A 23,776-nucleotide genomic window follows, 5' to 3' on the forward strand; every position below is an offset into this window, starting at 1 on the left:
TTCGGCCGACATCATGAGCATGATCGACATCGATCCCCCCGGCTTCCAGCCGCCCCGCCCCGTCGCCGGTGACGACGGAAAGCGGCGCACCGTGCTGTACGGCGCGTACACCGTGTTCAGCGTGTTCCAGCCGGTTTTCTCGGTGTCGCACCGCCGCGCGATCGGCTATCACGCGTCGCTGCGCGCGCACGACGAGGAAAGCCGCCAGGTCGCGTCGCACGAGGTGTTCACGCAGGCGGCGCGGCGCGGCGACCTGCTCGAGCTCGGCCGGCTCGCCGAATCGCTGCATCTCGGCAACTTCCACGCGTTCGACAGTCACGACGAATGGCTCTTCCTGAGCCTGCATCCGGCCGCGCTGATGGACACCGTCTACGGGGACGCGCTGCTCGCGAACCTGAAGGCGCTCGGCCTGCCGCCGCATCGCGTGGTGCTCGAGGTGCCCGAACAGGCGGGCGGCGAGACGCCGCGCTATGCGGCAATCGTCGACGGGTTGCGCAAGGCCGGCTTCCTGATCGCGCTCGGCGGCTTCGGCGCGAAGCATTCGAACATCGATCGCGTGTGGCACCTGCACCCGGACATCGTCACGCTCGATCGCGGCATCCTCGCGCAGGCGAGCGAGCACTCGCATCTCGAACGCGTGCTGCCGGGGCTCGTGTCGCTGCTGCACGAATCCGGCCAGCTCGTGCTGATGGGCGGCCTCGCGACCGAGCGAGACGCGCTGATCGCGCTCGAATGCGACGTCGATTTCGTGCAAGGGCAGTACTTCGCGGGGCCGAGCGTCGATCCCGTTCAGCCGCAGGCCGCCGCCGGCTGCATGGACACGCTGTCGGCCGCGTTGCGGCTGCGCGTCGCGCAACGCGAGCGCACGCAGGCCGAACGCCTCGCGCCGTATGTCGCCGCGCTGGAGGAAGCGAGCCAGAAGCTCGCCGCCGGCGAGCCGCTGATCGACGCCGCCGGCGCCGTGCTCGGCTTGCCGGAAACCGCGCGCTGCTTCCTGCTCGATGCATCGGGCCGCCAGATCGGCGACAACGTGCTCGCGCGCGGCAGCGTATCGCAGCGGGCGAAACGCTTCCGGCCGCTGCTGCATTCGGAAGGCGCGAGCTGGGAGCGCCGCCCCTACTTCAGCCACGCGATGCGCGCGCCGGGACGCGTGCATCTGACGCCGCCGTACCTGTCGATCAACGAGGCGCACCTGTGCGTGACCGCATCGATCGCCGCGCCGGTCGCGACTGGCATGCAGGTGCTGTGCGTGGACATCAACTGGGAAGCGGCGCTCAACCGCGAATGAAGATGCGCGCCGCGCTCATGCGGCGCCGTTGACATCGTCGGCCCGGCGCGCGATCAGCCGGTGCACCCGCTTGCCGGACGACGCGCTGACGACTTCATGCTCGTCGATCACCTGCATGCCGGCGCCGAGTGCCGCACGCATGCGCGCCGAATCGAGCGGCGTGTACAAGCGGCCGCGCTCGTCGCGCAACCCACCGTTGCCGGCCACCCGCCAGCTCAGGTACAGCGTGCCGCCGGGCATCAGCAGTGTGGCGAGCCGTGCCGCCGCCGCGGCCGCATCGGCCTGGTCGAGGTGCATCACGACCGTTTCGCACAGTACGTTCCGGAACGCGCCGGACGGCACGCCGGCGAGCGCCGGCAGCGTGGCCAGTTCGAACGTCAGCGACGGGTGGCGCAAGCGCGCCTCGGCAAGCAGCGCGGCGCTCGCGTCGTAGCCGCGCACGTCGAATCCTTGCGAAGCGAGCCAGGCGGTGTCGCGCCCCGCGCCGCAGCCGACATCGGCCGTCGGCCCCGGCGAGAAATACTGCTCGAGCAACGCATACATGTCGTCGGGGGCGGCCTCGTCGAGCCAGTCCTGCGCGTATTGCGCGGCATGGGCTTCGTAGGCGTCGAGAGTCGGGCGATCCACCATGGCGATTGCTCCGCATACGCGTCTGATCGTGCGACGCATCCCGCATCTTAGCCGTTGCGCATCGCGCGTGGTATGGCGCGCGGCGCGTGACGCTACGCCGCTCGCATGCCGTCCGCGCGAGTCACCACGGCCGTCAGTTCGGCCCACAGCGCGTCGCCGCGCCAGGCCGGCCGCGATGCCGCCGTTTCCGCGTCGTGAACGAGTGCGCAGAGCCGCGCGTTGACCGGCGCCGGCGCGCCGAAGCGCGCGGCCAGCCGGACGATCTCGCCGTTGATCCATTCGACTTCGGTCGCCCGGCGCGCGGCGAGATCGTCGGACATCGACGAACGCGCGAGCGGATCGATCGCGAGCATCCGGCCGCCCAGCGCGCGAAACGCGGGATCGGGGAGCTCCAGCACCGCGGGAATCCATGCGGCCGGCAACGGCGTGAGGCGCGCGGGCCGGATCGCGGCGCGGGACAACACGTGCAGCGCTTCGCGCTGCGCCAGCGCAACGCAGCGCCGGTACGCGCGTTGCGAGAGTTCGTCGCGCAGCGGCAGGTTCGCGAGCGCATTGACCGCGTTGTTCAGGTTCAGCAGCAGCTTCGCCCATTGCACGGCGCGCATGTCGCGGTGCAGCGCGAGCGGCAGCCCGGCACGCGCGAACGCGCCGGTGAACGGCCGCAGCGCGGGCGACGCATCGGCCGCGAGCGCGCCGGTCGAACCCTGGTGAAACGCGCCGGGCCCGCGCTCGATCACGTTGAACGGCACCATGCCGGCCAGCACGGTCGCCTGCGGCAGCGCGTCGCGCAACACGTCGGCGTTGGAGAGGCCATTCTGGAAACTGACGACGACCGTGCCGGGCCGCAGCACGCCGGCGAGCTGCGCCGCGGCGTCATGCGTCGCGGCCGACTTCACCGTGACGAGCACCAGCCGCGCGGCGGCCGCTGCGGCCCGATCGGTCGAGAATGCGACCTGAGCCGGCTCGAGCGTCGCGCGATAGCCGCGCGAGTCGGTCAAGGTCAGTCCGTTCGCCCGAATCGCGTCGCCGATGCGGGCGCGGCCGACGAGCGCCACCGGCGTACCGGCCGCCGCGAGCCGGCCGCCGAGATAGCAGCCGACCGCGCCCGCGCCAAACACGCAGACGGGCGCGGCCGACGTGTCAGACATGCGAATGCGCGCCGCCGTGGACGGACCCCGCGCGCCGCTCGACTTCGCGGCGCACGTCGCCGCGCAGGCCCGCGAAGAACGCGACTTCGGCGACGACGAACAGTGGCCCGACGATCAAGCCGACCAGATCGTCGACGAACGCGGGCTTGCGCCCCTCGAACCAGTGCCCGACGAACTGCACGATCCAGCCGACCACGAACGCACCGATGCCGATCCCGAGCCACTGCGCGGTGGGCAGCAACGCGAGCGTCTGCGCGGCCCACAGGCCGAGCGCGAACAGCGCGGTCATCACCACGCCGAAGCGCAGGTCGAGGCGCAGGTAGAACACCACGGACGCCACCGCGAGCAACAGCGCAGGCGACAGCGCGACGCCGGCCAGCGTGCCGAGCACCGGCCGCGACAGCAGCACCTCGACCGCGAACACGATCATCGGAATACCGACCAGGTGCGTCGCGATGTTGCGCGCGTCGCGATGGTAGGCCGCATACTGGGAAAGGTGGTCCTCGAGGGTCTTCATGGTGTCTCCTGAACGATCATTGAGCGCTATGATGCGCGTCACGCCCGAGAACCTCTGTCAGCTACCCGACATCGCGTGCCCATGCCCTCGTCGCTCGCCCCTTACCTGCCGCAGATCGAAGCGCACCCGTGGTTCGCCGCGCTGCCGCCGGCGTTGCGCGCCGACCTGCTCGCCCGCGCCGCGGTGCGGCGCCTGCCGGCCGGCCGCGCGCTGTTCCGCCGCGGCGACCCGCCATGCGGGCTGTATGCGGTGCTGGCCGGCTCCCTCACCATAGGCGCGGTGGATCCGCAGGGCAAGGAAGCGCTGCTGATGGTCGCCGAGCCCGTCACGTGGTTCGGCGAGATCGCACTGTTCGACGGCCAGCCGCGCACCCACGATGCGATCGCGCTCGACGACACGCTGCTGCTGCACGTCCCGCAGGCCGCGCTGCTCGCGATTCTCGACACGACGCCCCAGTACTGGCGGCAGTTCGCGCTGCTGATGGCGCAAAAGCTTCGGCTGAGCCTCCTGAACGTCGAATCGATGAGCGTGATGCCGGCCGCGCAGCGGCTCGCCGCGCGGCTGCTGATGATCGCCGAAGGCTACGGCGGGATCAGCGCCGGCCGCACGCACATCCGGCTGTCGCAGGAAAAGCTTGCGGCGATGCTGTCGCTGACGCGACAGACCACCAACCAGCTGCTGAAGGCGCTGCAGGCCGACGGCGTCGTGCGGCTGCACGTCGGCGAGATCGAACTTGTCGACGTCGACGCGCTGCGCCGCGCGAGCGGATTGCCCGGCAGCACGGACTGATACTGCCACGCAAGCGCAACAATCGCAGCAAGCGCCGCAACATCGCGTTCCCGCCGTCATGGCATTGCGCTATCGTGGCGGCTCGTTCCCCCTCCCCGATCCGCGCTTGAACACGTCGACCGTCACCGCCCCGTCCCGCCACGCCTGGCCCGTGTTCGTCGTATTCCTGCGGCTCGGCCTCACGTCGTTCGGCGGCCCCGTCGCGCATCTCGGCTACTTCCGCGATACGTTCGTCACGCGGCGCGGCTGGCTGACCGAGCGCGCCTATGCGGATCTCGTCGGGCTGTGCCAGTTCCTGCCGGGGCCGGCGAGCAGCCAGGTCGGGATGGCGATTGGCCTCGCGCGCGCGGGCTATGCGGGGATGTTCGCCGCGTGGCTCGGCTTCACGTTGCCGTCGGCGCTGCTGATGATGCTGTTCGCGCTCGGCGTGCATGCGACGGGCATGCCGGTCGCCGCCGGCGCGCTGCACGGGCTGCGCATCGTGTCGGTCGCGGTGATCGCACAGGCGGTGTGGGGCATGGCGCGCACGCTGTGCCCGGACGCGCGCCGCGTCACGCTGATGGCGATCGCGGCCTCCATCGCGCTGCTCGTGCCGGCCGCGTGGCTGCAGGTTGCCGTGATCGTCGCGGCGGGTATCGCCGGTCTCGTGCTGTTGCCGCAGCCCGAGCGCGGGGCGCACGAGCCGTTGCCGCTGCATGTGTCGCACCGCGCGGGCGTGCTGTGGCTCGCGCTGTTCGCCGCGCTGATCGTCGTGTTGCCGTTCGCGGCCCGCGCGTTCCATTCGAACACGCTCGCCGTCGTCGACGCGTTCTTCCGTACCGGTGCGCTGGTGTTCGGCGGCGGCCACGTGGTGCTGCCGCTGCTGCAGGCCGCCGTCGTCGCGCCGGGCTGGGTCGGCGATTCGGCGTTCCTGGCCGGCTACGGTGTCGCGCAGGCCGTGCCGGGGCCGCTCTTCACATTCGCGGCCTTCCTCGGTGCTTCGCTGCGCGACGCGCCGAACGGCTGGCTCGGCGGGACGATCGCGCTCGTGTCGATCTTCGCGCCGTCGTTCCTGCTCGTGGCCGGCACCGCGCCGTTCTGGGAACGCCTGCGCCGCAGCACGCGCATGCAGGCCGCACTTGCGGGCGTGAACGCGGCCGTCGTCGGCCTACTGCTCGCCGCGCTCTATCACCCGGTATGGACCGACACGATCGTGTCGCCGGGCGATTTCGCAGCCGCACTCGTCGCGTTCGTCGCGCTGGTGTTCTGGCGCGTGCCGCCGTGGGCCGTCGTGATCGCAAGCGCGGCGCTCGGGTGGTTGGCGGGGATGGTTGCCTGATCCGGCGCGTGTCGTGCGCCGATTCACGTCCGATGAAAAATAAAAAAGCCCTCGTCACGAGGGCTTTTTTGCGGTGCCGCGCGCCGCATAGGCGCGCAGGACGCATGAACTTACGCGAAGTTCTTCGCTGCGAAGTCCCAGTTCACGATGTTCCAGAACGCTTCGACGAACTTCGGACGTGCGTTGCGGTAGTCGATGTAGTACGCGTGTTCCCACACGTCGATCGTCAGCAGCGCCTTGTCGGCCGTCGTCAGCGGCGTTGCGGCGTTGCTCGTCGACACGATGTCGAGCGAACCGTCGGCCTTCTTCACGAGCCATGCCCAGCCCGAACCGAACGTGCCGACCGCTGCCTTCGTGAACGCTTCCTTGAACGCGTCGTACGAACCCCACTTCGCGTTGATCGCGTCGCCCAGCGCGCCCGACGGTGCGCCGCCGCCGTTCGGCGACAGGCTGTTCCAGAAGAACGTGTGATTCCAGATTTGCGCGGCGTTGTTGAAGATGCCGCCCGACGACTTCTTCACGATCTCTTCCAGCGACAGGTTTTCGAATTCCGTGCCGGGGATCAGGTTGTTCAGGTTCGTCACATAAGCCTGGTGATGCTTGCCGTAGTGGTACTCGATCGTCTCTTTCGAGATGGTCGGCGCGAGTGCGTCTTCAGCGTACGGGAGCGGCGGGAGCGTATGAGCCATGGCGATTCCTTCGTTGAGTATGTAGGGGGGCTGTATTGGATGCTGCCGAGCGTCCGATTGTAGGCGAGTCCGAATATCCCCGCAAACTCACGGGCATTTATCCGCGGTATGCAGAAAATCGCCGTTGGCGCTTCATCCGGCAGGACGAGACGACGAGGCGCAGCATCCGTTCCCGCGCGCGGCGCGACCGGCCGATTCGGTACGCCGGGCGCGCGACTTTCGGTTCGCATACGCCGTCCTCGTCAGATCGAATCGGTCAGCCGCGGCTGCACGTCGGCCAGCGACACGTCGGCCGAGCCTTCGGCGAGATGCACGGTCAGGCGGCGCTGCGGCTTCAGCGCGCTCGGCGCGCGCACCGCGCGGCCGGTCTGCGCGTCGATCAGCGCCGCGTAGCCGCGCTCGAGCGTGCGCTGCGGGCTCAGCACCTCGAGCCGCGCCGCGCAGGCCGACACCCGCGCGGTGTCGCGCTCATGACGGCGCTGCAACGCCACGGTGAGCCGCTGCGACAGCCCTGCGAGCGCATGGCGCGCCTGCGTCGGATCGGGCCGCGCGCGCTGCCAGCGCAGCTGCGCGAGCGCGAAACGCGCACGCGCGTCGCGCACCGGCCGCGACGCCGCCGACGCGAGCCGCACCGCGAGTTGCTCGACGTGGGTGCGCTGCCGCCGCAGCCGTTCGGCCGGGCTGACCAGCCGGCGGGCGAGCCAGTCGAGCTGCTGCGCCCGCTGCTCGAGCCCGCGTTCCAGGCAGCGCGCGAGCGCGCGCTGCCGGTCGGCGACCTCGCGCAACAGCAACGCGCGCTGCGGACTCGCGAGTTCGGCCGCGCCGGTCGGCGTCGGCGCGCGCAGATCGGCCGCGAAGTCCGCGATCGTGAAATCGGTTTCGTGGCCGACGCCGCTGACGACCGGCAGTTCGCTCGCGGCGATCGCGCGCGCGAGCGCTTCATCGTTGAACGACCATAGATCCTCGATCGACCCGCCGCCGCGACAGACCAGCAGCACGTCGACCTCGCGCCGCGCGTTCGCGGCCTGCACGGCCGCGACGAGCTTCTCGGCCGAGCCCGCGCCCTGCACGGGCGCCGGATAGACGATCACCGGGATGTGCGGCGCGCGGCGCGCGAGCGTGGTCAGCACGTCGCGCAGCGCGGCGGCCTGCAGCGACGTGACGATGCCGATCCCGCGCGGGTGCGCCGGCAGCGGCCGCTTGCGCTCGGGCGCGAACAGGCCTTCGGCCTCGAGCTGCGCCTTCAGCCGCAGGAACGCCTCGTACAGCCGCCCTTGCCCGGTGCGCCGCACGGCCTCGACATTGAGCTGCACTTCGCCGCGCGGCTCGTACATCGTGACGACCGCGCGCACCTCGATCCGGTCGCCTTCGCGCGGCGTGAATTCCGCATACTGCGCGCGACCGCGGAACATCACGCAGCGCATCTGGGCCTGCCCGTCCTTGATCGAGAAATACCAGTGACCGCTCGCGGCGCGCGTGAAATTCGACACTTCGCCCGAAATCCACAGCAGCGGAAACGAGCGCTCGAGCATCGTCGAAATCGCGCGATTGAGCGCCGAAACGGGAATCACTTCGTCGCCGCCGCGGGTGGCGCCGGGAACGGAAAAAGGAGAGTCGGAAAGCATGGGCGGTCGAATGAATGCTGGCGGCGACACGATAGTCCGACACGCGCCCGACGTCCAGCGCGGACCGTGCGCGCCGCGATGCGCGAAATGTGTCCACATGCTGGCAATCGTCCGCCAAAAACACTTGAAAACCGCACAAAAATCCAGACAATTGCCCGCAACACCTTGATTTTTATATATTTTTAAACCTTACGAATTCATTCTCGACCGATTCGATGTCCGCCCGGCGGGCGTTTGGCGCGAACAGGCGGGGAGTTCTTCACAGAGTTATCCACAGCGCGCGACGATCCGACCCCGTCGGGTGCGTCGCCCGGCCGCGCTTGCCGGGCCCGCGTGCGGCGCGCTAGAGTGCCGCCTTCCGAAGACCTTGCGGCACGCGCCGCGCAACGGAGAATCCGTCTTGACGAATCCGTCCCACGCCGCGGCGCACGACACGCCGCGCCCGGCCCGATGAGCGCGCCCGGCAGCCCGCTCGCGCGGCTCGAAGCGCGCCTTACGCGCGAATGGCAGCGACGCGGCGCGCTCGCGTGGGCGCTCACGCCGTTCGCGTGCGTGTTCGGCCTGTGCGCGGCGCTGCGGCGTACCGCCTACGCACAGGGCTGGAAGCAACCGGTCGACGTCGGCGTGCCCGTCGTCGTGGTCGGCAACGTGACCGTCGGCGGCACCGGCAAGACGCCGACCGTGATCGCGCTCGTCGATGCGCTGCGCGCGGCCGGGTTCACGCCGGGCGTCGTGTCGCGCGGCTACGGCGCGAACGTGAAGACACCCACCGCGGTCACGCCCGCGTCGCGCGCGAGCGCCGCCGGCGACGAACCGCTGCTGATCGCGCGCCGCACCGATGCACCCGTGTGGGTGTGTCCCGACCGCGTCGCGGCCGCCCAGGCGCTGCGCGCCGCGCACCCGGACGTCGACGTGATCGTCAGCGACGACGGCCTGCAGCACTACCGCCTCGCGCGCACGGTCGAGCTCGTCGTGTTCGACCACCGGCTCGGCGGCAACGGCTTCCTGCTGCCGGCCGGCCCGCTGCGCGAGCCGCTGTCGCGCCACCGCGACGCGACGCTCGTCAACGATCCGTACAGCGGCGCGCTGCCGCCGTGGCCCGACACCTACGCGGTCGCGCTGACGCCGGGCGCCGCGTGGCACCTCGACCAGCCGGCGCTGCGCCGCCCGCTGTCGCAGTTCGCGCACGAGCGCGTGCTCGCCGCGGCCGGCATCGGCGCGCCGGAACGCTTCTTCGCGACGCTGCGCGCGGCCGGCCTCGCGCCGGCGACGCGCGCGCTGCCCGACCATTACGCGTTCGCCGACAATCCGTTCGTCGACGACGCAGTCGACGCCATCCTGATCACCGAGAAGGATGCAGTAAAATTGGGCGCTTCCTGGCGCGACGCTCGGCTGTGGGTCGTCCCCGTCGAAGCCGCGCTCGATCCTCGCCTCATTGCCCTCGTTGTGGAGAAACTCCGTGGACGCTCGCCTGCTTGAAATCCTTGTGTGCCCTATCTGCAAAGGCCCGCTCCACTATGACCGCGCCGCGCAGGAGCTGATCTGCAATGCGGACAAGCTCGCCTACCCGATCCGCGACGGCATCCCCGTGATGCTCGTCGACGAAGCACGCCAGACCGTCGAAGGCACGCCGGTCGACCCCGCCGGCCCGGCCGGCAGCTGAACGCCGCACCGGCACGCGGCCGCGGTTCGCCGCGGCCGCATGCCGAACCCTGCCGGGCGGCCTGCTTTCGACGCGTCGCCCACCCCAGCCCTTCTCACCGCCCAGCCCCGATGACTCATCCGCAGCCCTTCATCGCCGTCATTCCTGCCCGGCTCGCGTCGACGCGCCTGCCGAACAAGCCGCTCGCCGATCTCGGCGGCAAGCCGATGGTCGTGCGCGTCGCCGAGCGCGCGCGCGAAGCGGGCGCGCAGCAGGTGCTCGTCGCGTCCGACGCGCAGAGCGTGCTCGACGCGGCACGCGATCACGGTTTCGAAGCGGTGCTGACGCGCGCCGACCATCCGTCCGGCACCGACCGGCTCGCGGAAGTCGCCGCGACGTTCGGATGGAGCGACGACACCGTCGTCGTCAACGTGCAGGGCGACGAACCGCTGATCGACCCGGTGCTCGTGCGCGACGTAGCGTCGCACCTCGCCGCGCATCCGGACTGTGCGATCGCGACCGCCGCGCACCCGATCCACGACGCGGCCGACGTGTTCAACCCGAACGTCGTGAAGGTCGCGCTCGACGCGCGCAACGTCGCGATGTACTTCTCGCGCGCGCCGATTCCGTGGAGCCGCGACGCCTATCAGCCCCACTGGCCCGACGTCGCGGCCATGCCTGCACCGGCCTTTCCGGTCCATCGCCACATCGGCCTCTACGCGTATCGCGTGCGTTTCCTGCGCACTTATCCGTCGCTCGCGCAGGCGCCGGTCGAGCAGGCCGAGCAGCTCGAACAGCTGCGCGCGATGTGGCACGGCGAGCGCATTGCCGTGCTGATTACCGAGCACGCGCCCGAAGCCGGCATCGACACGCCGGCCGATCTCGCACGCGTGCAGGCCCTTTTTCGCCCGGGTTCAAAATAACCCGTGGCATAATCGGGCGATTGTGCGAGCCGTCCGCGACCCGCGCGTTCTCGCTTGACCCGCCACGGCCCGTCCCGGCAGCCGCGCGTCGCTTTTCGCCGACGCGCCGCGTCAGACCGGTCCGCCGCGCGCCAGGCAAGCGCCGCGCACGCTGTCGCCGACACTTTCGCGTCTCGCCATACGAATCTACATTCTGGAGATATCACCATGCGTTTGATCCTGTTGGGCGCGCCCGGCGCGGGAAAGGGCACCCAGGCAAACTTCATCAAGGAAAAGTTCGGCATCCCGCAAATCTCGACGGGCGACATGCTGCGCGCGGCCGTCAAGGCCGGCTCGCCGCTCGGCGTCGAGGCGAAGGGCTACATGGACGCCGGCAAGCTCGTGCCGGACGCGCTGATCATCGGCCTCGTGAAGGAGCGCCTGAAGGACGCCGACTGCGCGAACGGCTACCTGTTCGACGGCTTCCCGCGCACGATCGCGCAGGCTGACGCGATGAAGGACGCCGGCGTCGCGATCGACTACGTGCTCGAAATCGACGTCCCGTTCTCGGAAATCGTCGAGCGCATGAGCGGCCGCCGCACGCACCCGGCATCGGGCCGCACGTACCACGTGAAGTTCAACCCGCCGAAGGTCGAGGGCAAGGACGACGTGACGGGCGAACCGCTGATCCAGCGCGACGACGACAAGGAAGAAACCGTCAAGAAGCGTCTCGAAGTGTACGAAGCGCAGACCAAGCCGCTGATCACGTACTACGGCGACTGGGCGCAGCGCGGCGAGGAAAACGGCCTGAAGGCCCCGCAGTATCGCAAGATCTCGGGTCTCGGCACCGTCGATGAAATCCGCGAGCGCGCGTTTGACGCACTGAAGTAAGCACCGCGTCGCGCACCCGCAAGCCGCCCTTTCCGGGCGGTTTTTTTTCGTCTGCTTGATCCGCTTCGGCTGACCTGGATTCGCACGAGCGTGCCGGTCGCTCCTGCGCCCGGCGGCGCCCCGTACAATCGATCGGACGCAGGTGCCGACCGGCATCGGACCCAACCAAGGAGACAGTGATGGAGATTCGCGGCAACGTCTTTCTGATCACGGGCGGCGCATCGGGCCTCGGCGCCGGCACGGCACGCATGCTCGCGCAGGCCGGCGGCAAGGTCGTGCTCGCCGACCTGAACGAGGCGGCCGGCACGGCGCTCGCGAACGAACTGGGCGGCACATTCGTGCGCTGCGACGTGTCGAGCGAGGCCGATGCGCAGGCAGCTGTGGACGCCGCGACGCGCGCGGGCACGCTGCGCGGCCTCGTGAACTGCGCGGGCATCGCGCCCGCCGCGAAAACCGTCGGCAAGGACGGCGCGCATCCGCTCGACGTGTTCGCGAAGACGATCAACGTGAACCTGGTCGGCACCTTCAACATGATCCGGCTCGCGGCCGCCGTGATGGCCGCGACTACGCCGAACGACGGCGGCGAGCGCGGCGTGATCGTCAGCACCGCATCGGTCGCCGCCTACGACGGCCAGATCGGCCAGGCCGCGTACGCGGCGTCGAAGGCCGGCGTCGCGGGCATGACGCTGCCGATCGCGCGCGACCTCGCGCGCCAGGGCATCCGCGTGATGACGATCGCGCCGGGGCTGTTCGAGACGCCGATGCTGCTCGGCATGCCGAAGGACGTACAGGACGCGCTCGGCGCGATGGTCCCGTTCCCGCCGCGGCTCGGCAAACCGGACGAATACGCGATGCTGGTGCGCCAGATCGTCGAGAACCCGATGCTCAACGGCGAAGTGATCCGCCTCGATGGCGCGATCCGGATGCAGCCGAAGTAAATGCAAACAACTGCAAACAAAAACGCCCGCAATGCGGGCGTTTTGTTGTTCAAGGCTCCCGACGCGGGGCTGCGCCAGCGGCTCAGTCCTCGTCGTCGCGCTGCATCCGCTGCCGCAATTCCGTCACCTGCGATTCGACGACGGTTGCGTCGTCCGCATCGGGCCGCTCACCGAGATACTGCTCGAGATCCTCGAGCGCCGGGCGCAGGTAGTCGAGCCGTGCATACGCGAAGCCGCGGTCGCGCACCTCGTCGAGGTGCTCCGGCAGCAGGATCACGAGCCGCTGCTGCACCGCGAGCAGCCGCTGCCAGCGTTCCGTCTGCAGATAGATCGTCTTCAGGTTGCGCAGCATCCGCGCGATGATCTCGCGGCTCGTGGCCGGCTGCAGCAACGCGCGCAACGCGCTGTCGACCGCGCCCGCCGCCCGCGCGACGTACGGCTCGAGCATCTCGACCATCTCGGCTTCGGACAGCGAATGGCCGTTGGTCGGATCGATGATCAGGTCGCCGTCCGGCAGCGTCACGCGCAGCAGGAAATGGCCGGGGAACGACACGCCGCGCGCCGGCACGCCGATCTGCTCGGCGAGCTCGAGGTACAGCACCGACAGCGAGATCGGAATCCCTCGCCGGCGCTTCAGCACCGCGTTCAGATGGCTGTTATCGGGGTCGTAGTAATCGTTGTGATTGCACGCGAAGCCGAGTTCGCGAAAGAAGAATTCGTTGAGCGCGGCGACGCGCTCCTTCAGGCTCGCATCGTCGGCGAGCCGGCGGCGCAGCCGCGCGGCCAGCATGTCGAGTTCGGCCAGCGTGCCCTGCAGGTCGAGGTCGGGATAGGCGTCCTGTGCGAGCGACAGCGCGGTCTCCGTGACGGGCAGGCTGTCGTCGTCCGCCACGAGCGTGCTGAAGTAGTCGAGGACGCGGGTCATTGCGGTCGTCACTTGGCGCGCCTTCTGAAGTAAGCGTATTTGAAGCCCATCACCCACAACATACCGAAATATAGTGCAGCGAACAGCACGAGGCACGCGGCCATCAGCGCGATGCGATCGAGCGGCTGCGCGCGCATGCCGGTCCAGTCGAAGCTGATCGCGCACCAATGCATCAGGCCCGCGAGCACGAGCGCCGCGCCGACGAGCTGCACGAAGAAGCGCGGCCAGCCCGGCGACGGCTGATAGATGCCGCGCTTGCGCAGCCCGAGGAACAGCAGCAGCGAGTTCAGGCACGCGCCGACGCCGATGCTCAGCGTGAGGCCCGCATGACCGATCAGCGGCACGAACACGTAGTTCGACAGCTGCGTGACGATCAGCACGCCGACCGCGATCTTCACCGGCGTCTTGATGTCCTGCTTCGCATAGAAGCCCGGCGCGAGGATCTTGATCAGGATGATGCCGACGAGGCCGATCCCGTAGGTCGCGAGCGCGCGGGCGACCATCGTGACGGTATGCGCGTCGAACTTGCCGTAGTTGAACAGCGTCGCGGTGAGCGGCGTCGCGAAGAAGAACAGCGCGAGCGCGCTCGGCGCCGCGAGCAGGAACGTGACGCGCAGCCCCCAGTCGAGCAGCGACGAATACTCGTTCGCATCGGCGTCGACGTGCGCCTTCGACAGGCTCGGCAGCAGGATCGTGCCGAGCGCGACGCCGAGCAGCGCCGTCGGGAACTCCATCAGGCGGTCGGCGTAGTTGATCCACGACACCGCGCCCTGCCCGAGCCGCGACGCGATGTTGGTGTTGATGATCAGCGACAGCTGCGCGACCGACACCGCGAACGTCGCGGGCACCATCTTCGCGAGCACGCGCTTCACGCCCGGATGGCGCAGCGCGCGCAGCGGGTTGATGCCGATCAGCGGCACCATGTCGATCTTCTTCAGCCCCGGCAGTTGCACGAGGAACTGCAGCACGCCGCCCACGATGACGGCCCACGCGAGCGCGTACACCGGCACCTTCAGATGCGGCGCGACGAACACGGCCGCGGCGATGAACGCGACGTTGAGCAGCACCGGCGCGAACGCGGGCAGCGAGAAGCTCTTGTAGGTGTTGAGCACGCCGGACGCGAGCGTCGTCAGCGAGATGAACACGATGTACGGGAACATGATCTGCGTCATCGTGACCGCGAGCGGGAAGGCCTGCCCGTCGGTACGCAGGCCGGACGCAACCGCGAACACGACCCACGACGCGCCGGCAATCCCGAGAACCGACAGCACGGCGAGCGCCCACGCGAGGACGGTCGACATCGCGTCGACGAGCGCCTTGGTCGCATCGTGCCCCTGCTGGTTCTTGAACTCGGCCAGGATCGGCACGAACGCCTGCGAGAACGCGCCTTCGGCAGACAGGCGGCGCAGCAGGTTCGGAATACGGAAGGCGACGTAGAACGCGTCGGTGTATTGACTGGCGCCGAACGCACGGGCGATCAGCGTCTCGCGGGCCAGTCCGGTCACGCGCGACAGCAGCGTGAAGCCGCTGACCGTCAGCAGGGCTCGGAATAGATTCATGGGGCGCTTATTATACGGAGGTTGCGTGTCCCGGCACGGACGGATGCCGAAAAGGACCTGCGTCGCCGGCGGCCCCGCCCGGCGGGCGTCACGTTGAACTTGCCACGCGCTTGATTTTGTTGCTATAATTGCCGGTTTCTGAGCCTGTTACATGCACGGCAGCTGTCGTTTTCATGTCTCGGCCTCGGTTAAACTCACCGTTTTTTATGCGCCCCTGGGCAATCGTTCTCAGGGGACGGATCGAAAAGCAGCGCTTGGCCGTCAGGCTCCAAGCTCTGGAAACAGGACAGGATAAGGAACCGTCATGGCTAACTCCGCACAAGCACGCAAGCGCGCCCGCCAAGCCGCGAAGGCAAATTCGCACAACTCGGCGCTGCGCTCGAAATTCCGTACCGCGATCAAGTCGGTTCGCAAGGCTGTTGAAGCCGGCGACCAGGCAAAGGCTGCCGAGCTGTTCAAGGCTGCCGTGAAGACGATCGACACGATCGCCGACAAGAAGATCGTTCACAAGAACAAGGCCGCTCGCAGCAAGAGCCGCCTCGCCGCGGCCGTCAAGGGCCTGCAGGCAGCAGCGTAAATCTGGTGCGCCCGCTTCGGCGGGCGTTCCTGTTTCCTGCGATCGCAAAAAAGCCCGCCTAGGCGGGCTTTTTTGCGTGTCGTCCGCGCATCGCGCCGGACGACCACCAGACGCGCGCGCGCCATGCGCGCCCGCCCGTCGATCTCACTTCTTCTCGTTGTAGTCCGGCAGCTCGCACGCCTCGGTGACGACGAGGTTGTTGTCCTTCGCGAAATTCAGCACGAAATCGAATGCCATCGGCTCGATGTCGCGCAGCCGGGAATCGAGGATCACGCATTTCAGGTCGCCGAGCATCGTCGGGCGCACGTACAGCGAATATTTCAGGCGCGCGTTCGGGCCGCTCGCGCCGGGCCCGAAGCAGGCCATCACGCCGGCCAGACGCTCCGACCAGTCGCTCGGGCGAAACTTTTTCCCGTCTTTCGTGATGCCCTGGATGAAGAATTCGGTCGGAGGGGTTTCAGCCATGTGGTTACCCAAGTGACGGCCCGGCGATGTCCAGGCGACGGCGCCTGGATACGCGAACACAAAGCTGGAGTGGACGACACACGCGCTTCGATATCCCGAAAACAGGCCGTCGATGCGTGCCGCCGGCGCGCCGCACCGGATGTGTGCAGCGCATGGCTTGTGTCCGGCAGAGCGCGAAAAGCCTTGCCTGCCGGGCTGGAGAAAACTTTTGGATTATACCGCAGCGCGCCATTGCGCGTCGTCTCGCCGCCCCTCTCCCGGCGTGCTCCAGCGTGCGCGACGATGCCGCCCCGGTTTGTGTCGCGGCTCGTCAAAGCACAGAAAATCCTTTATGCTGCTTTGCAGTTATCCACACCCGACGGCTGCGGCGTCCGGCTCCGCAGCCGGCTCCAACCCGCCGTATTTCGTTTCATGACCGCCAAAACCATTCGTCACTACCTGCAGTTCAAGGATTTCTCGCTGGAAGACTACGAGTACGTGCTCGAACGCACGGGTATCCTGAAGCGCAAGTTCAAGAACTACGAGACCTATCACCCGCTGCACGACCGCACGCTCGCGATGATCTTCGAGAAGAGCTCGACGCGCACGCGGCTGTCGTTCGAAGCCGGCATCTTCCAGCTGGGCGGCCACGCGGTGTTCATGAGCACGCGCGACACGCAGCTCGGCCGCGGCGAGCCCGTCGAGGATTCCGCGCAGGTGATCTCGCGAATGGTCGACATCATCATGATCCGCACGTTCGAGCAGGACGTGATCACGCGCTTCGCGCAGAACTCCCGCGTGCCGGTGATCAACGGCCTGACCAACGATTACCACCCGTGCCAGGTGCTCGCCGACATCTTCACGTACTACGAGCACCGCGGCCCGATCGCCGGCAAGACGGTCGCGTGGGTCGGCGATGCGAACAACATGCTGTACACGTGGATCGAAGCCGCGCAGATCCTCGGCTTCAAGCTGCGCCTGTCGACGCCGCCGGGCTATGCGCTTGACATGAAGCTCGTGTCGCCGGACAGCGCGCCGTTCTACGAAGTGTTCGACGATCCGAACGAAGCGTGCAAGGGCGCCGATCTCGTGACGACCGACGTGTGGACGAGCATGGGTTTCGAGGCCGAGAACGAAGCGCGCATGCAGGCGTTTGCCGACTGGTGCGTCGACGAGGAAATGATGGGCCACGCGAACGCGGACGCGCTCTTCATGCACTGCCTGCCCGCGCACCGCGGCGAGGAAGTGACGGCCGGCGTGATCGACGGCCCGCAGAGCGTCGTGTGGGACGAGGCGGAAAACCGCCTGCACGTGCAGAAGGCGCTGATGGAGTTCCTGCTGCTCGGCCGCCTGAAGCACTGAACGCAGCACTCGCGCGCCGCCGGAATTCGGCGGCATGCGAAGAAAAGCGCCGATCGACGATCGGCGCTTTTTTGTTTGCGCGGGCGAAAGCGAACCAAAGCTGCGGGTCGAACGCCCGCGTTACACGCACACCGGCTCGGGTTCCAGCTCGACGCCGAATTGCTTGCGCACGTCGTCCTGGATCGCGCGCGCCAGTGCGAGCACGTCGGCGCCCGTCGCACCGCCGCGATTGACCAGCACGAGCGCCTGACGGTCATGCACGGCCGCCGCGCCGAGCGCGCGCCCTTTCCAGCCGCAGCGGTCGATCAGCCAGCCGGCCGCGAGTTTCACCTGGCCGCCCGGCTGCGGATACGACACGACGTCCGGCACGCGCGCGCGCAGCGCATCGAACCGCGCGGCGTCGATCACCGGATTCTTGAAGAAACTGCCCGCGTTGCCGAGTTCGAGCGGATCGGGCAGCTTTGCACGGCGGATCGCGACGACCGCGTCGAACACGTCCCGCGGCGTCGCCGCGTCGGGCGCGATGCCGCGCGCATCGAGCTCGCGCGTGACATCCGCGTAGCCGAGCCGCGGCGTCCAGCGCTTGGGCAGCCGGAACGTCACCGCGACGATCGCGAAGCGGCCGCGCCCTTCCCGCTTGAAGAAGCTGTCGCGATAGCCGAACGCGCAGCGCGCGGCATCGAAGCGCTCGCTGCGCCCCGTCGCGAGTTCGACGGCGACCAGCGAGTCGAAGTACGTCTTCATCTCGAGGCCGTACGCGCCGATGTTCTGGATCGGCGCGGCGCCGACGGTGCCCGGAATCAGCGCCAGATTCTCGAGGCCCGGCATGCCGTGCTCGAGCGTCCACGCGACGAATGCGTGCCAGGTCTCGCCGCCGCCGGCCTCGACGTACCATGCGTCGTCGTCCTCGCGCACGACGCGGCGCCCGGCGATCTCGTCGAGCAGCACGATGCCGTCGAAATCGCGGGTGAACACGACGTTGCTGCCGCCGCCGAGCACGAGTTGCGGCAGTTCCGCGACGCGCGGATCGCGATGCAGCGCCGCGAACTGCGCCGCCTGCGTGATGCGGGCGGCAAAGCGCGCGGTCGCGTCGATGCCGAACGTGTTGTGCGCGGCAAGCGGATGGTCGGGGAGCAGCGACAGGGCGGAATCGTCAGGTGGCATCGGCATTCGCGGTCACGTCCGCCGGGGCGGCATAAGGCCGACCTTGGGCAAACGCAGGGGCATCGGTAAAATGGCAAACAGTCCGCAATTATAGCGAGTGCCCGCGCGCAAGCCGGGCGCTTGCATCTCAAGGGAGAATGCCATGCCATCGTTCGACGTCGTTTCCGAAGCGAACATGATCGAAGTGAAGAACGCCATCGAGCAGTCGAACAAGGAAATTTCGACGCGCTTCGACTTCAAGGGCTCCGACGCACGCGTCGAGCAGAAGGAGCGCGAGCTGACGCTGTTCGCCGACGACGATTTCAAGCTCGGTCAGGTCAAGGACGTGCTGATCAACAAGCTCGCGAAGCGCAACGTCGACGTGCGCTTCCTCGACTACGGCAAGGTCGAGAAGATCGGCGGCGACAAGGTCAAGCAGATCGTCACCGTGAAGAAAGGCGTGACGGGCGACCTCGCGAAGAAAATCGTCAGGCTCGTGAAAGACAGCAAGATCAAGGTGCAGGCGAGCATCCAGGGCGACGCGGTGCGCGTGACCGGCACGAAGCGCGACGACCTGCAGAGCGTGATCGCGATGCTGCGCAAGGACGTGACCGACACCCCGCTCGACTTCAACAACTTCCGCGACTGATCGACGCCGTCGACCGGTCACGCCGCGCCGCCGGGCCCCGATGCCCCGGCGGGCGGCGACAGCAATACCCCCTTCCTCAGAGCTTCCCGCCGTCCTGCGCGCCGCCGTTGGCCGCCGCCTTCTTCTTGTCGCCGATCCGGCTTTCCTGCCCCGCCAGCAGCTTCGAGATGTTGCCGCGGTGACGCCACACGAGCAGCACGCTCATCGCGAGCACGGCCCACGCGACCGGGTTGTGGCGCGTGCCGAACAGGAACACGTCGAACAGCGGTGCGAACACGGCCGCGACCAGCGCGGCCAGCGACGAATAGCGGAAGAAGAACGCGACGATCAGCCAGGTCAGCGCGGTCGCGAGCCCGAGCACCGGGTGCACCGCGAGCAGCACGCCGGCCGCGGTCGCAACGCCCTTGCCGCCCTGGAAGCGGAAGAACACCGGATACAGGTGGCCCAGGAACACGGCGATCGCGACCCACGCAACGGCGACGTCGGGCAGCCCGAAGTGCCGCGCGAGCCAGACGGCGAGCCAGCCCTTGAACGCGTCGCCGACGAGCGTCAGGATCGCGGCCTTCTTGTTGCCGCTGCGCAGCACGTTGGTCGCGCCGGGATTCTTCGACCCGTACGAACGGGGATCGGCCAGGCCCATCGCGGCGCTGACGACGACGGCGAACGACACCGAACCGATCAGGTAGGCAACAAGTGCGGCGAGCAGGATCTGCATGCGGAGAACTCTTCTTTCAACGTATCGGTGAAGGGGCGGCCGGGCGCGGCAGGCGCCGTCGCGGCGAACCGCCGGCAGGCCGTGGCGGCCGGCCGTGCGGGCCGACCGGCCGAAACGGCGCCCATTCTACCGAACGCGCACGGCCTGCCACGAAGGTGAAACCCTCAGTCGACGCTTGCGCACTGCACGGGCGTCGCGCCGAGCAGCGTCGTGAGCACCGTGGGTGCGAGGCTGACGAGATAACCGCGGCGGCCGCCGTTCAGGTAGATCGTCGGCAATTCGAGGATGGTCGACTCGACGTACACGGGCATCGGCTTGCGCGTGCCGAACGGCGACGTGCCGCCGACCAGATAGCCGGAATGGCGGTTCGCGACGTCGGGCTTGCACGGCTCGACGCGCTTCGCGCCGATCTGCCGCGCGAGGTTCTTGGTCGACACCGTGCGGTCGCCGTGCATCAGCACGATCAGCGGCTTCGCATGCTCGTCCTCCATCACGAGCGTCTTCACGACGCTGTGTTCGTCGACGCCGAGCTGGCGCGCCGACTCGCCGGTGCCGCCGTGCTCGACGTAATCGTACGGATGCTCGCCGAATGCGACGCCGTGGCGGCGCAGCAGCTGGGTCGCGGGTGTCTCGGACACGTGTCTGGATTTGCTCATCGCGGCATTTTAATGGCGAACGACCGGCGGGCGCGCGCCATCGCCCCCTTGGCCGGTTCGCGGCGGGTTGCCGCGCGCCGGCGGTATACTCGCGGCCCTCTCGTTCCGGACGGGCGCGCCGCCGCAGCGCGCCCCTCCATCATCATTGCGGACTTCGCGAAGCGCCATTGCCCGAATGGCCGATTGTGGCGCGCCCGCCGTCATGGCACGATCGTTCGCAAAACTCGCCGCGCCATCGCCCGGCCCTTCTTCTGGAGACGCCATGTCCTCGCCTGCCCGCTCATCCGCGCCGCCCGACGTCGCGGCACTGCTCGCCGCGTTGCCAGCCCGCATCGCCGACGTGCCTGCCCGCTGGGCCGCGCAGGCGCCCGCGCATCCGGCGCTGATCGAGGACGCGCGCCGCCTGTCGTACGGCGAGCTGGCACAAGCCGTCGAGGCGGCCGCCGCGCGGCTCGCGCGCCTGGGCGTGCGCGGCGGCGATCGCGTGATGATCGTCGCGGAAAACAGCGTCGCGCAGATCGTGCTGCTGTTCGCGGTCGCCCGCATCGACGCATGGGCGCTCGTGTCGAACGCGCGGCTGTCGGCCAGCGAGCTCGATGCGATCGCCACGCACGCGCGCCCGAAGCTGATCGCGTTCGCCACGGAAGCGTCGCCCGACGCACGCGCGCATGCGGCGCGCCACGACGCGACGCCCGCCGACGCGCTTTCGGTCGACATCGGCGCGTGGTCGCACCGCGTCGACCCGAGCGCGCCCAGCGAACCGGTGGCGGCCGACGGCGCCGCCCAATGCGCGGCGCTGATCTACACGACCGGCACGACGGGCACGCCGAAAGGCGTGATGCTGTCGCATCGCAACCTGCTGTTCATCGCCGCGATGTCGAGCACGCTGCGCCGCGTATCGCCCGACGACGTCGTCTATACGGTGCTGCCCGTGTCGCACGTGTACGGCCTCGCGTCGGTCTGCCTCGGCAGCCTGTACGCGGGCGCGACGCTGCGGCTCGCGCCGCGCTTCTCGCCGGAGGCCGTGCGCGTCGCGCTCGCCGACGAAGGCGTGACGATCTTCCAGGGCGTGCCCGCGATGCACGCGAAGCTGCTCGAGCATCTGCACACGCACGCGCACGCGTGGCGCGCGCCGCGGCTGCGCTTCGCGTATTCGGGCGGCTCGCCGCTCGACGCCGACCTGAAGACGCGCGTCGAGCGCGTGTACGGCGTGCCGCTGCACAACGGCTACGGAATGACCGAGAGCAGCCCGACGATCACGCAGACGCCGCTCGACGCACCGCGTACCGACTGCTCGGTCGGCGTGCCGATCCCGGGCGTGGAGATGCGGATCGTCGCACCGGACGGCACCGACGTGCCGCAGGGCGAAGTGGGTGAAATCCGCGTGCGCGGGCCGAACGTGATGCTCGGCTACTACCGCGACGCGGATGCGACGCGCGCGGCCGTGTCGCCCGACGGCTGGCTCGGCACCGGCGATCTCGCGCGCCAGGAAGCGGACGGCTCGGTGACGATCGCGGGCCGCAGCAAGGAGTTGATCATCCGCTCGGGCTTCAACGTGTATCCGGTCGAGGTCGAACAGGTGCTGAACGCGCACCCGGACGTCGTGCAGGCGGCCGTCGTGGGCCGCGCGGTCGAGGGCAACGAGGAAGTGCTCGCGTTCGTCGAGCTGGTGCCCGGCGCGAGCGCGACCGAGGCCGCGCTGCAGGCGTGGTGCGCGCAACGGCTCGCACCTTACAAGCGCCCTGCGCGGATTCGCGTGCTCGATGCGCTGCCGGCCGCATCGACGGGCAAGGTGCTGAAGCACAAACTGCGCGAACTCGCGTGACGCATGACGCATGACGCGCGGCGCCGGTCGCCTGCCGCGCATGGGCCGGCGCGCGTGCCGCGCTAGCCGCGCGGATGGTGCGTCGCGTGCAGCGTCTTGAGCCGCTCGCGCGCGACGTGCGTGTAGATCTGCGTGGTCGAGATATCGCTGTGGCCGAGCAGCAGCTGCACGACGCGCAGGTCGGCGCCGTGGTTCAGCAGGTGCGTCGCGAACGCGTGCCGCAGCGTATGCGGCGACAGGTGCGCGCGCACGTCGGCCTGCTGCGCGTGGCGCTTGATGATGTTCCAGAACTGCTGGCGCGTCATCCCGTCGCCGCGCGCGGTCACGAACAGCGCGTCGGCCGCGCGTGCGCCGAGCAGCGCCGGCCGCGCGTCGCGCAGGTAGCGTTCGATCCAGCCGTGCGCGACTTCGCCGAACGGCACGAGCCGTTCCTTCGAGCCCTTGCCCATCACGCGCACGACGCCCTCGTTGAGCCCGACCTCGACGGTCTTCAGCGTGACGAGCTCGCTCACGCGCAGCCCGCTCGCGTACATCAGCTCGAGCATCGTGCGATCGCGCAGGCCGAGCGGCGTGCCGATGTCGGGTGCACCGAGCAGCGCCTCGACCTGTGCCTCGGACAGCGTCGACGGAAACCGCGCGGCCTGCTTCGCCGACGTGATCCGCAGCGTCGGGTCCGCATTCGCGCGATGCTCGCGCACGGCCCAGCCGTAATAGCGACGGAACACCGACAAGCGCCGGTTCGACGACGTCGCCTTGCCGTCGCTGCGCGCGGCGATGTAGCCGATCAACATCGCTTCGTCGGCCGAGTCGAGCGGCGCGTCGTGCGTCGCGGCCAGCCATTGCGAAAACAGCACCAGATCGCGCCGGTACGCGTCGAGCGTATTGCGCGCGAGCCCGTGCTCGAGCCACAGCGCATCGCAGAACACGTCGATCGACGCGCGGCTCGCGAGCAGCGCCGGCGATGCGGCGGCCGCGTCGCTAGCGGTATCGGTGTCGGACGCGGAGTCGGGGGAAAGCAACGGTTCACTCATCGGTACGGCACGCCCTCGTGCGCCAGCAGCCAGCGCTTTACTTTCTGGTAATAGCCATTGTCGTCGTGGTTCGCGAAGCCGCCGAGGCCGCCCGCCGCGACCACGCGATGGCACGGAATCACGAGCGGAAAATAGTTCGCGCCGCACGCCTGGCCGACCGCGCGCGGCGCGCTGTCGATCCGCTTCGCGACCTGTCCGTAGGTCAGCACGGTGCCCGGCGCAATGTCGCTGATCACGTTCCACACGCGATGCTGGAATGCGCTGCCGACGTCGGCGAGCGGCAGGTCGAAGCGCGCCGATGCACGCTCGAAATAGCGTTCGATCTGCTCGACCGCGCGCCGCGCGAGCGGCGAGTCCGGCTCGACCGACTTGACCGACTCGGGCAGATACACGATCTCGCGCACCACCGCGGCGTCGGTGCGGATGCCGACCTTGCCGAACGGTGCGTCGATGACTGCGTTGAACATGAGCTTCTCCTCCCGATGAAACGCGCGCCGCCGCCGCGCGCCGACG

General features: G+C 68.9%; 25 protein-coding genes. 12 read left to right on the forward strand and 13 right to left on the reverse strand.

Annotation, left to right across the window (positions count from 1 at the left end):
* Positions 1–13 precede the first annotated feature (13 nt).
* Positions 14–1,288 carry an EAL domain-containing protein gene (locus tag SB771_RS05535; protein ID WP_012364534.1) on the forward strand — a complete coding sequence of 425 codons (1,275 nt, stop codon included), beginning with the start codon at positions 14–16 and terminating at the stop codon, positions 1,286–1,288.
* Positions 1,289–1,303: 15 nt separating this feature from the next.
* Here SB771_RS05535 and SB771_RS05540 read toward each other — a convergent pair whose 3' ends face one another.
* The 3 genes from SB771_RS05540 to SB771_RS05550 all read right to left on the reverse strand — a co-directional run bounded on the left by SB771_RS05540 (position 1,304) and on the right by SB771_RS05550 (position 3,583).
* Positions 1,304–1,918, reverse strand: a complete 615-nt coding sequence (locus tag SB771_RS05540; RefSeq protein WP_175660301.1) for a methyltransferase domain-containing protein — start codon at positions 1,916–1,918, stop codon at positions 1,304–1,306.
* A gap of 92 nt (positions 1,919–2,010) precedes the next feature.
* On the reverse strand, positions 2,011–3,066 hold the full coding sequence (locus SB771_RS05545; RefSeq protein WP_175660302.1) for a 2-dehydropantoate 2-reductase: 1,056 nt from the start codon (positions 3,064–3,066) through the stop codon (positions 2,011–2,013).
* Complete coding sequence (locus tag SB771_RS05550; RefSeq protein ID WP_175660303.1) at positions 3,059–3,583, reverse strand: DUF962 domain-containing protein; 525 nt, start codon at positions 3,581–3,583, stop codon at positions 3,059–3,061. Before SB771_RS05550 ends, SB771_RS05545 begins: the two co-directional genes overlap by 8 nt.
* An 81-nt stretch (positions 3,584–3,664) precedes the next feature.
* On the opposite strand from SB771_RS05550, the gene SB771_RS05555 reads away from it, so the two are divergent.
* Both SB771_RS05555 and chrA read left to right on the forward strand, forming a co-directional pair.
* Positions 3,665–4,372, forward strand: a complete 708-nt coding sequence (locus SB771_RS05555) for a Crp/Fnr family transcriptional regulator (protein WP_126228846.1) — start codon at positions 3,665–3,667, stop codon at positions 4,370–4,372.
* A gap of 106 nt (positions 4,373–4,478) precedes the next feature.
* On the forward strand, positions 4,479–5,690 hold the full coding sequence (chrA, locus tag SB771_RS05560; RefSeq protein ID WP_175660304.1) for a chromate efflux transporter: 1,212 nt from the start codon (positions 4,479–4,481) through the stop codon (positions 5,688–5,690).
* A 110-nt stretch (positions 5,691–5,800) separates the two neighbouring features.
* Here the strand turns inward: chrA and sodB are convergent, their stop codons facing one another.
* Together sodB and xseA are read right to left on the reverse strand one after the other, a co-directional pair.
* Entirely contained in the window at positions 5,801–6,379 is a 579-nt protein-coding gene (sodB, locus tag SB771_RS05565; protein WP_006762833.1) for a superoxide dismutase [Fe], read from the reverse strand.
* A 242-nt stretch (positions 6,380–6,621) separates the two neighbouring features.
* Positions 6,622–8,004 carry an exodeoxyribonuclease VII large subunit gene (gene xseA / locus SB771_RS05570; RefSeq protein WP_105832510.1) on the reverse strand — a complete coding sequence of 461 codons (1,383 nt, stop codon included), beginning with the start codon at positions 8,002–8,004 and terminating at the stop codon, positions 6,622–6,624.
* Between the two features lie 450 nt (positions 8,005–8,454).
* Here xseA and lpxK point away from each other — a divergent pair, with 450 nt between their 5' ends.
* From lpxK to SB771_RS05595, 5 genes are all read left to right on the forward strand, one after another.
* Positions 8,455–9,483: a tetraacyldisaccharide 4'-kinase gene (lpxK, locus tag SB771_RS05575; protein WP_175660305.1), complete on the forward strand. Its 1,029-nt coding sequence runs from the start codon at positions 8,455–8,457 to the stop codon at positions 9,481–9,483.
* A complete protein-coding gene (locus SB771_RS05580; protein ID WP_006750935.1) occupies positions 9,464–9,667 on the forward strand; it encodes a Trm112 family protein in 204 nt (67 codons plus the stop codon). The genes lpxK and SB771_RS05580 overlap by 20 nt, the downstream gene beginning before the upstream one ends.
* A 110-nt stretch (positions 9,668–9,777) precedes the next feature.
* Positions 9,778–10,569, forward strand: a complete 792-nt coding sequence (gene kdsB, locus SB771_RS05585; RefSeq protein WP_175660306.1) for a 3-deoxy-manno-octulosonate cytidylyltransferase — start codon at positions 9,778–9,780, stop codon at positions 10,567–10,569.
* A 207-nt stretch (positions 10,570–10,776) separates the two neighbouring features.
* Complete coding sequence (adk, locus tag SB771_RS05590) at positions 10,777–11,439, forward strand: adenylate kinase (protein WP_006750937.1); 663 nt, start codon at positions 10,777–10,779, stop codon at positions 11,437–11,439.
* Between the two features lie 179 nt (positions 11,440–11,618).
* On the forward strand, positions 11,619–12,377 hold the full coding sequence (locus tag SB771_RS05595; RefSeq protein WP_175660307.1) for a 3-hydroxyacyl-CoA dehydrogenase: 759 nt from the start codon (positions 11,619–11,621) through the stop codon (positions 12,375–12,377).
* A gap of 82 nt (positions 12,378–12,459) precedes the next feature.
* Here SB771_RS05595 and SB771_RS05600 read toward each other — a convergent pair whose 3' ends face one another.
* Positions 12,460–13,302, reverse strand: a complete 843-nt coding sequence (locus tag SB771_RS05600) for a SirB1 family protein (RefSeq protein WP_105832521.1) — start codon at positions 13,300–13,302, stop codon at positions 12,460–12,462.
* 8 nt (positions 13,303–13,310) lie between these two features.
* Complete coding sequence (gene murJ, locus SB771_RS05605; protein WP_341770281.1) at positions 13,311–14,906, reverse strand: murein biosynthesis integral membrane protein MurJ; 1,596 nt, start codon at positions 14,904–14,906, stop codon at positions 13,311–13,313.
* A 259-nt stretch (positions 14,907–15,165) separates the two neighbouring features.
* Between murJ and rpsT the strand changes: the two genes are divergently transcribed.
* Positions 15,166–15,438 (forward strand): 30S ribosomal protein S20, encoded by a 273-nt coding sequence (gene rpsT, locus SB771_RS05610; protein ID WP_006482211.1) that lies wholly within the window; start codon positions 15,166–15,168, stop codon positions 15,436–15,438.
* 144 nt (positions 15,439–15,582) lie between these two features.
* On the opposite strand, the gene SB771_RS05615 is transcribed toward rpsT, so the two are convergent.
* Positions 15,583–15,903, reverse strand: coding sequence for a DUF3579 domain-containing protein (locus tag SB771_RS05615; RefSeq protein WP_006762342.1), 321 nt, complete (start codon positions 15,901–15,903; stop codon positions 15,583–15,585).
* Between the two features lie 411 nt (positions 15,904–16,314).
* On the opposite strand from SB771_RS05615, the gene argF reads away from it, so the two are divergent.
* Complete coding sequence (gene argF / locus SB771_RS05620) at positions 16,315–17,244, forward strand: ornithine carbamoyltransferase (RefSeq protein WP_041491254.1); 930 nt, start codon at positions 16,315–16,317, stop codon at positions 17,242–17,244.
* A 120-nt stretch (positions 17,245–17,364) separates the two neighbouring features.
* Here argF and murB read toward each other — a convergent pair whose 3' ends face one another.
* Complete coding sequence (gene murB, locus SB771_RS05625; RefSeq protein ID WP_175660309.1) at positions 17,365–18,414, reverse strand: UDP-N-acetylmuramate dehydrogenase; 1,050 nt, start codon at positions 18,412–18,414, stop codon at positions 17,365–17,367.
* A gap of 136 nt (positions 18,415–18,550) precedes the next feature.
* Here murB and SB771_RS05630 point away from each other — a divergent pair, with 136 nt between their 5' ends.
* On the forward strand, positions 18,551–19,036 hold the full coding sequence (locus tag SB771_RS05630) for a YajQ family cyclic di-GMP-binding protein (protein WP_012364548.1): 486 nt from the start codon (positions 18,551–18,553) through the stop codon (positions 19,034–19,036).
* A 76-nt stretch (positions 19,037–19,112) separates the two neighbouring features.
* Here the strand turns inward: SB771_RS05630 and plsY are convergent, their stop codons facing one another.
* Positions 19,113–19,751, reverse strand: a complete 639-nt coding sequence (gene plsY, locus SB771_RS05635) for a glycerol-3-phosphate 1-O-acyltransferase PlsY (RefSeq protein WP_012364549.1) — start codon at positions 19,749–19,751, stop codon at positions 19,113–19,115.
* Positions 19,752–19,915: 164 nt separating this feature from the next.
* A complete protein-coding gene (gene ybaK, locus SB771_RS05640; protein WP_011657751.1) occupies positions 19,916–20,407 on the reverse strand; it encodes a Cys-tRNA(Pro) deacylase in 492 nt (163 codons plus the stop codon).
* Between the two features lie 262 nt (positions 20,408–20,669).
* Between ybaK and SB771_RS05645 the strand changes: the two genes are divergently transcribed.
* A complete protein-coding gene (locus SB771_RS05645; protein WP_175660310.1) occupies positions 20,670–22,232 on the forward strand; it encodes a class I adenylate-forming enzyme family protein in 1,563 nt (520 codons plus the stop codon).
* Between the two features lie 62 nt (positions 22,233–22,294).
* On the opposite strand, the gene xerD is transcribed toward SB771_RS05645, so the two are convergent.
* Positions 22,295–23,263: a site-specific tyrosine recombinase XerD gene (gene xerD / locus SB771_RS05650; protein ID WP_175660311.1), complete on the reverse strand. Its 969-nt coding sequence runs from the start codon at positions 23,261–23,263 to the stop codon at positions 22,295–22,297.
* On the reverse strand, positions 23,260–23,730 hold the full coding sequence (locus SB771_RS05655) for a methylated-DNA--[protein]-cysteine S-methyltransferase (RefSeq protein WP_175660312.1): 471 nt from the start codon (positions 23,728–23,730) through the stop codon (positions 23,260–23,262). Before SB771_RS05655 ends, xerD begins: the two co-directional genes overlap by 4 nt.
* Positions 23,731–23,776 lie beyond the last annotated feature (46 nt).

This window comes from Burkholderia sp. SIMBA_051, assembly GCF_046534915.1.
GTDB classification, from domain to species: Bacteria; Pseudomonadota; Gammaproteobacteria; order Burkholderiales; family Burkholderiaceae; genus Burkholderia; species Burkholderia ambifaria.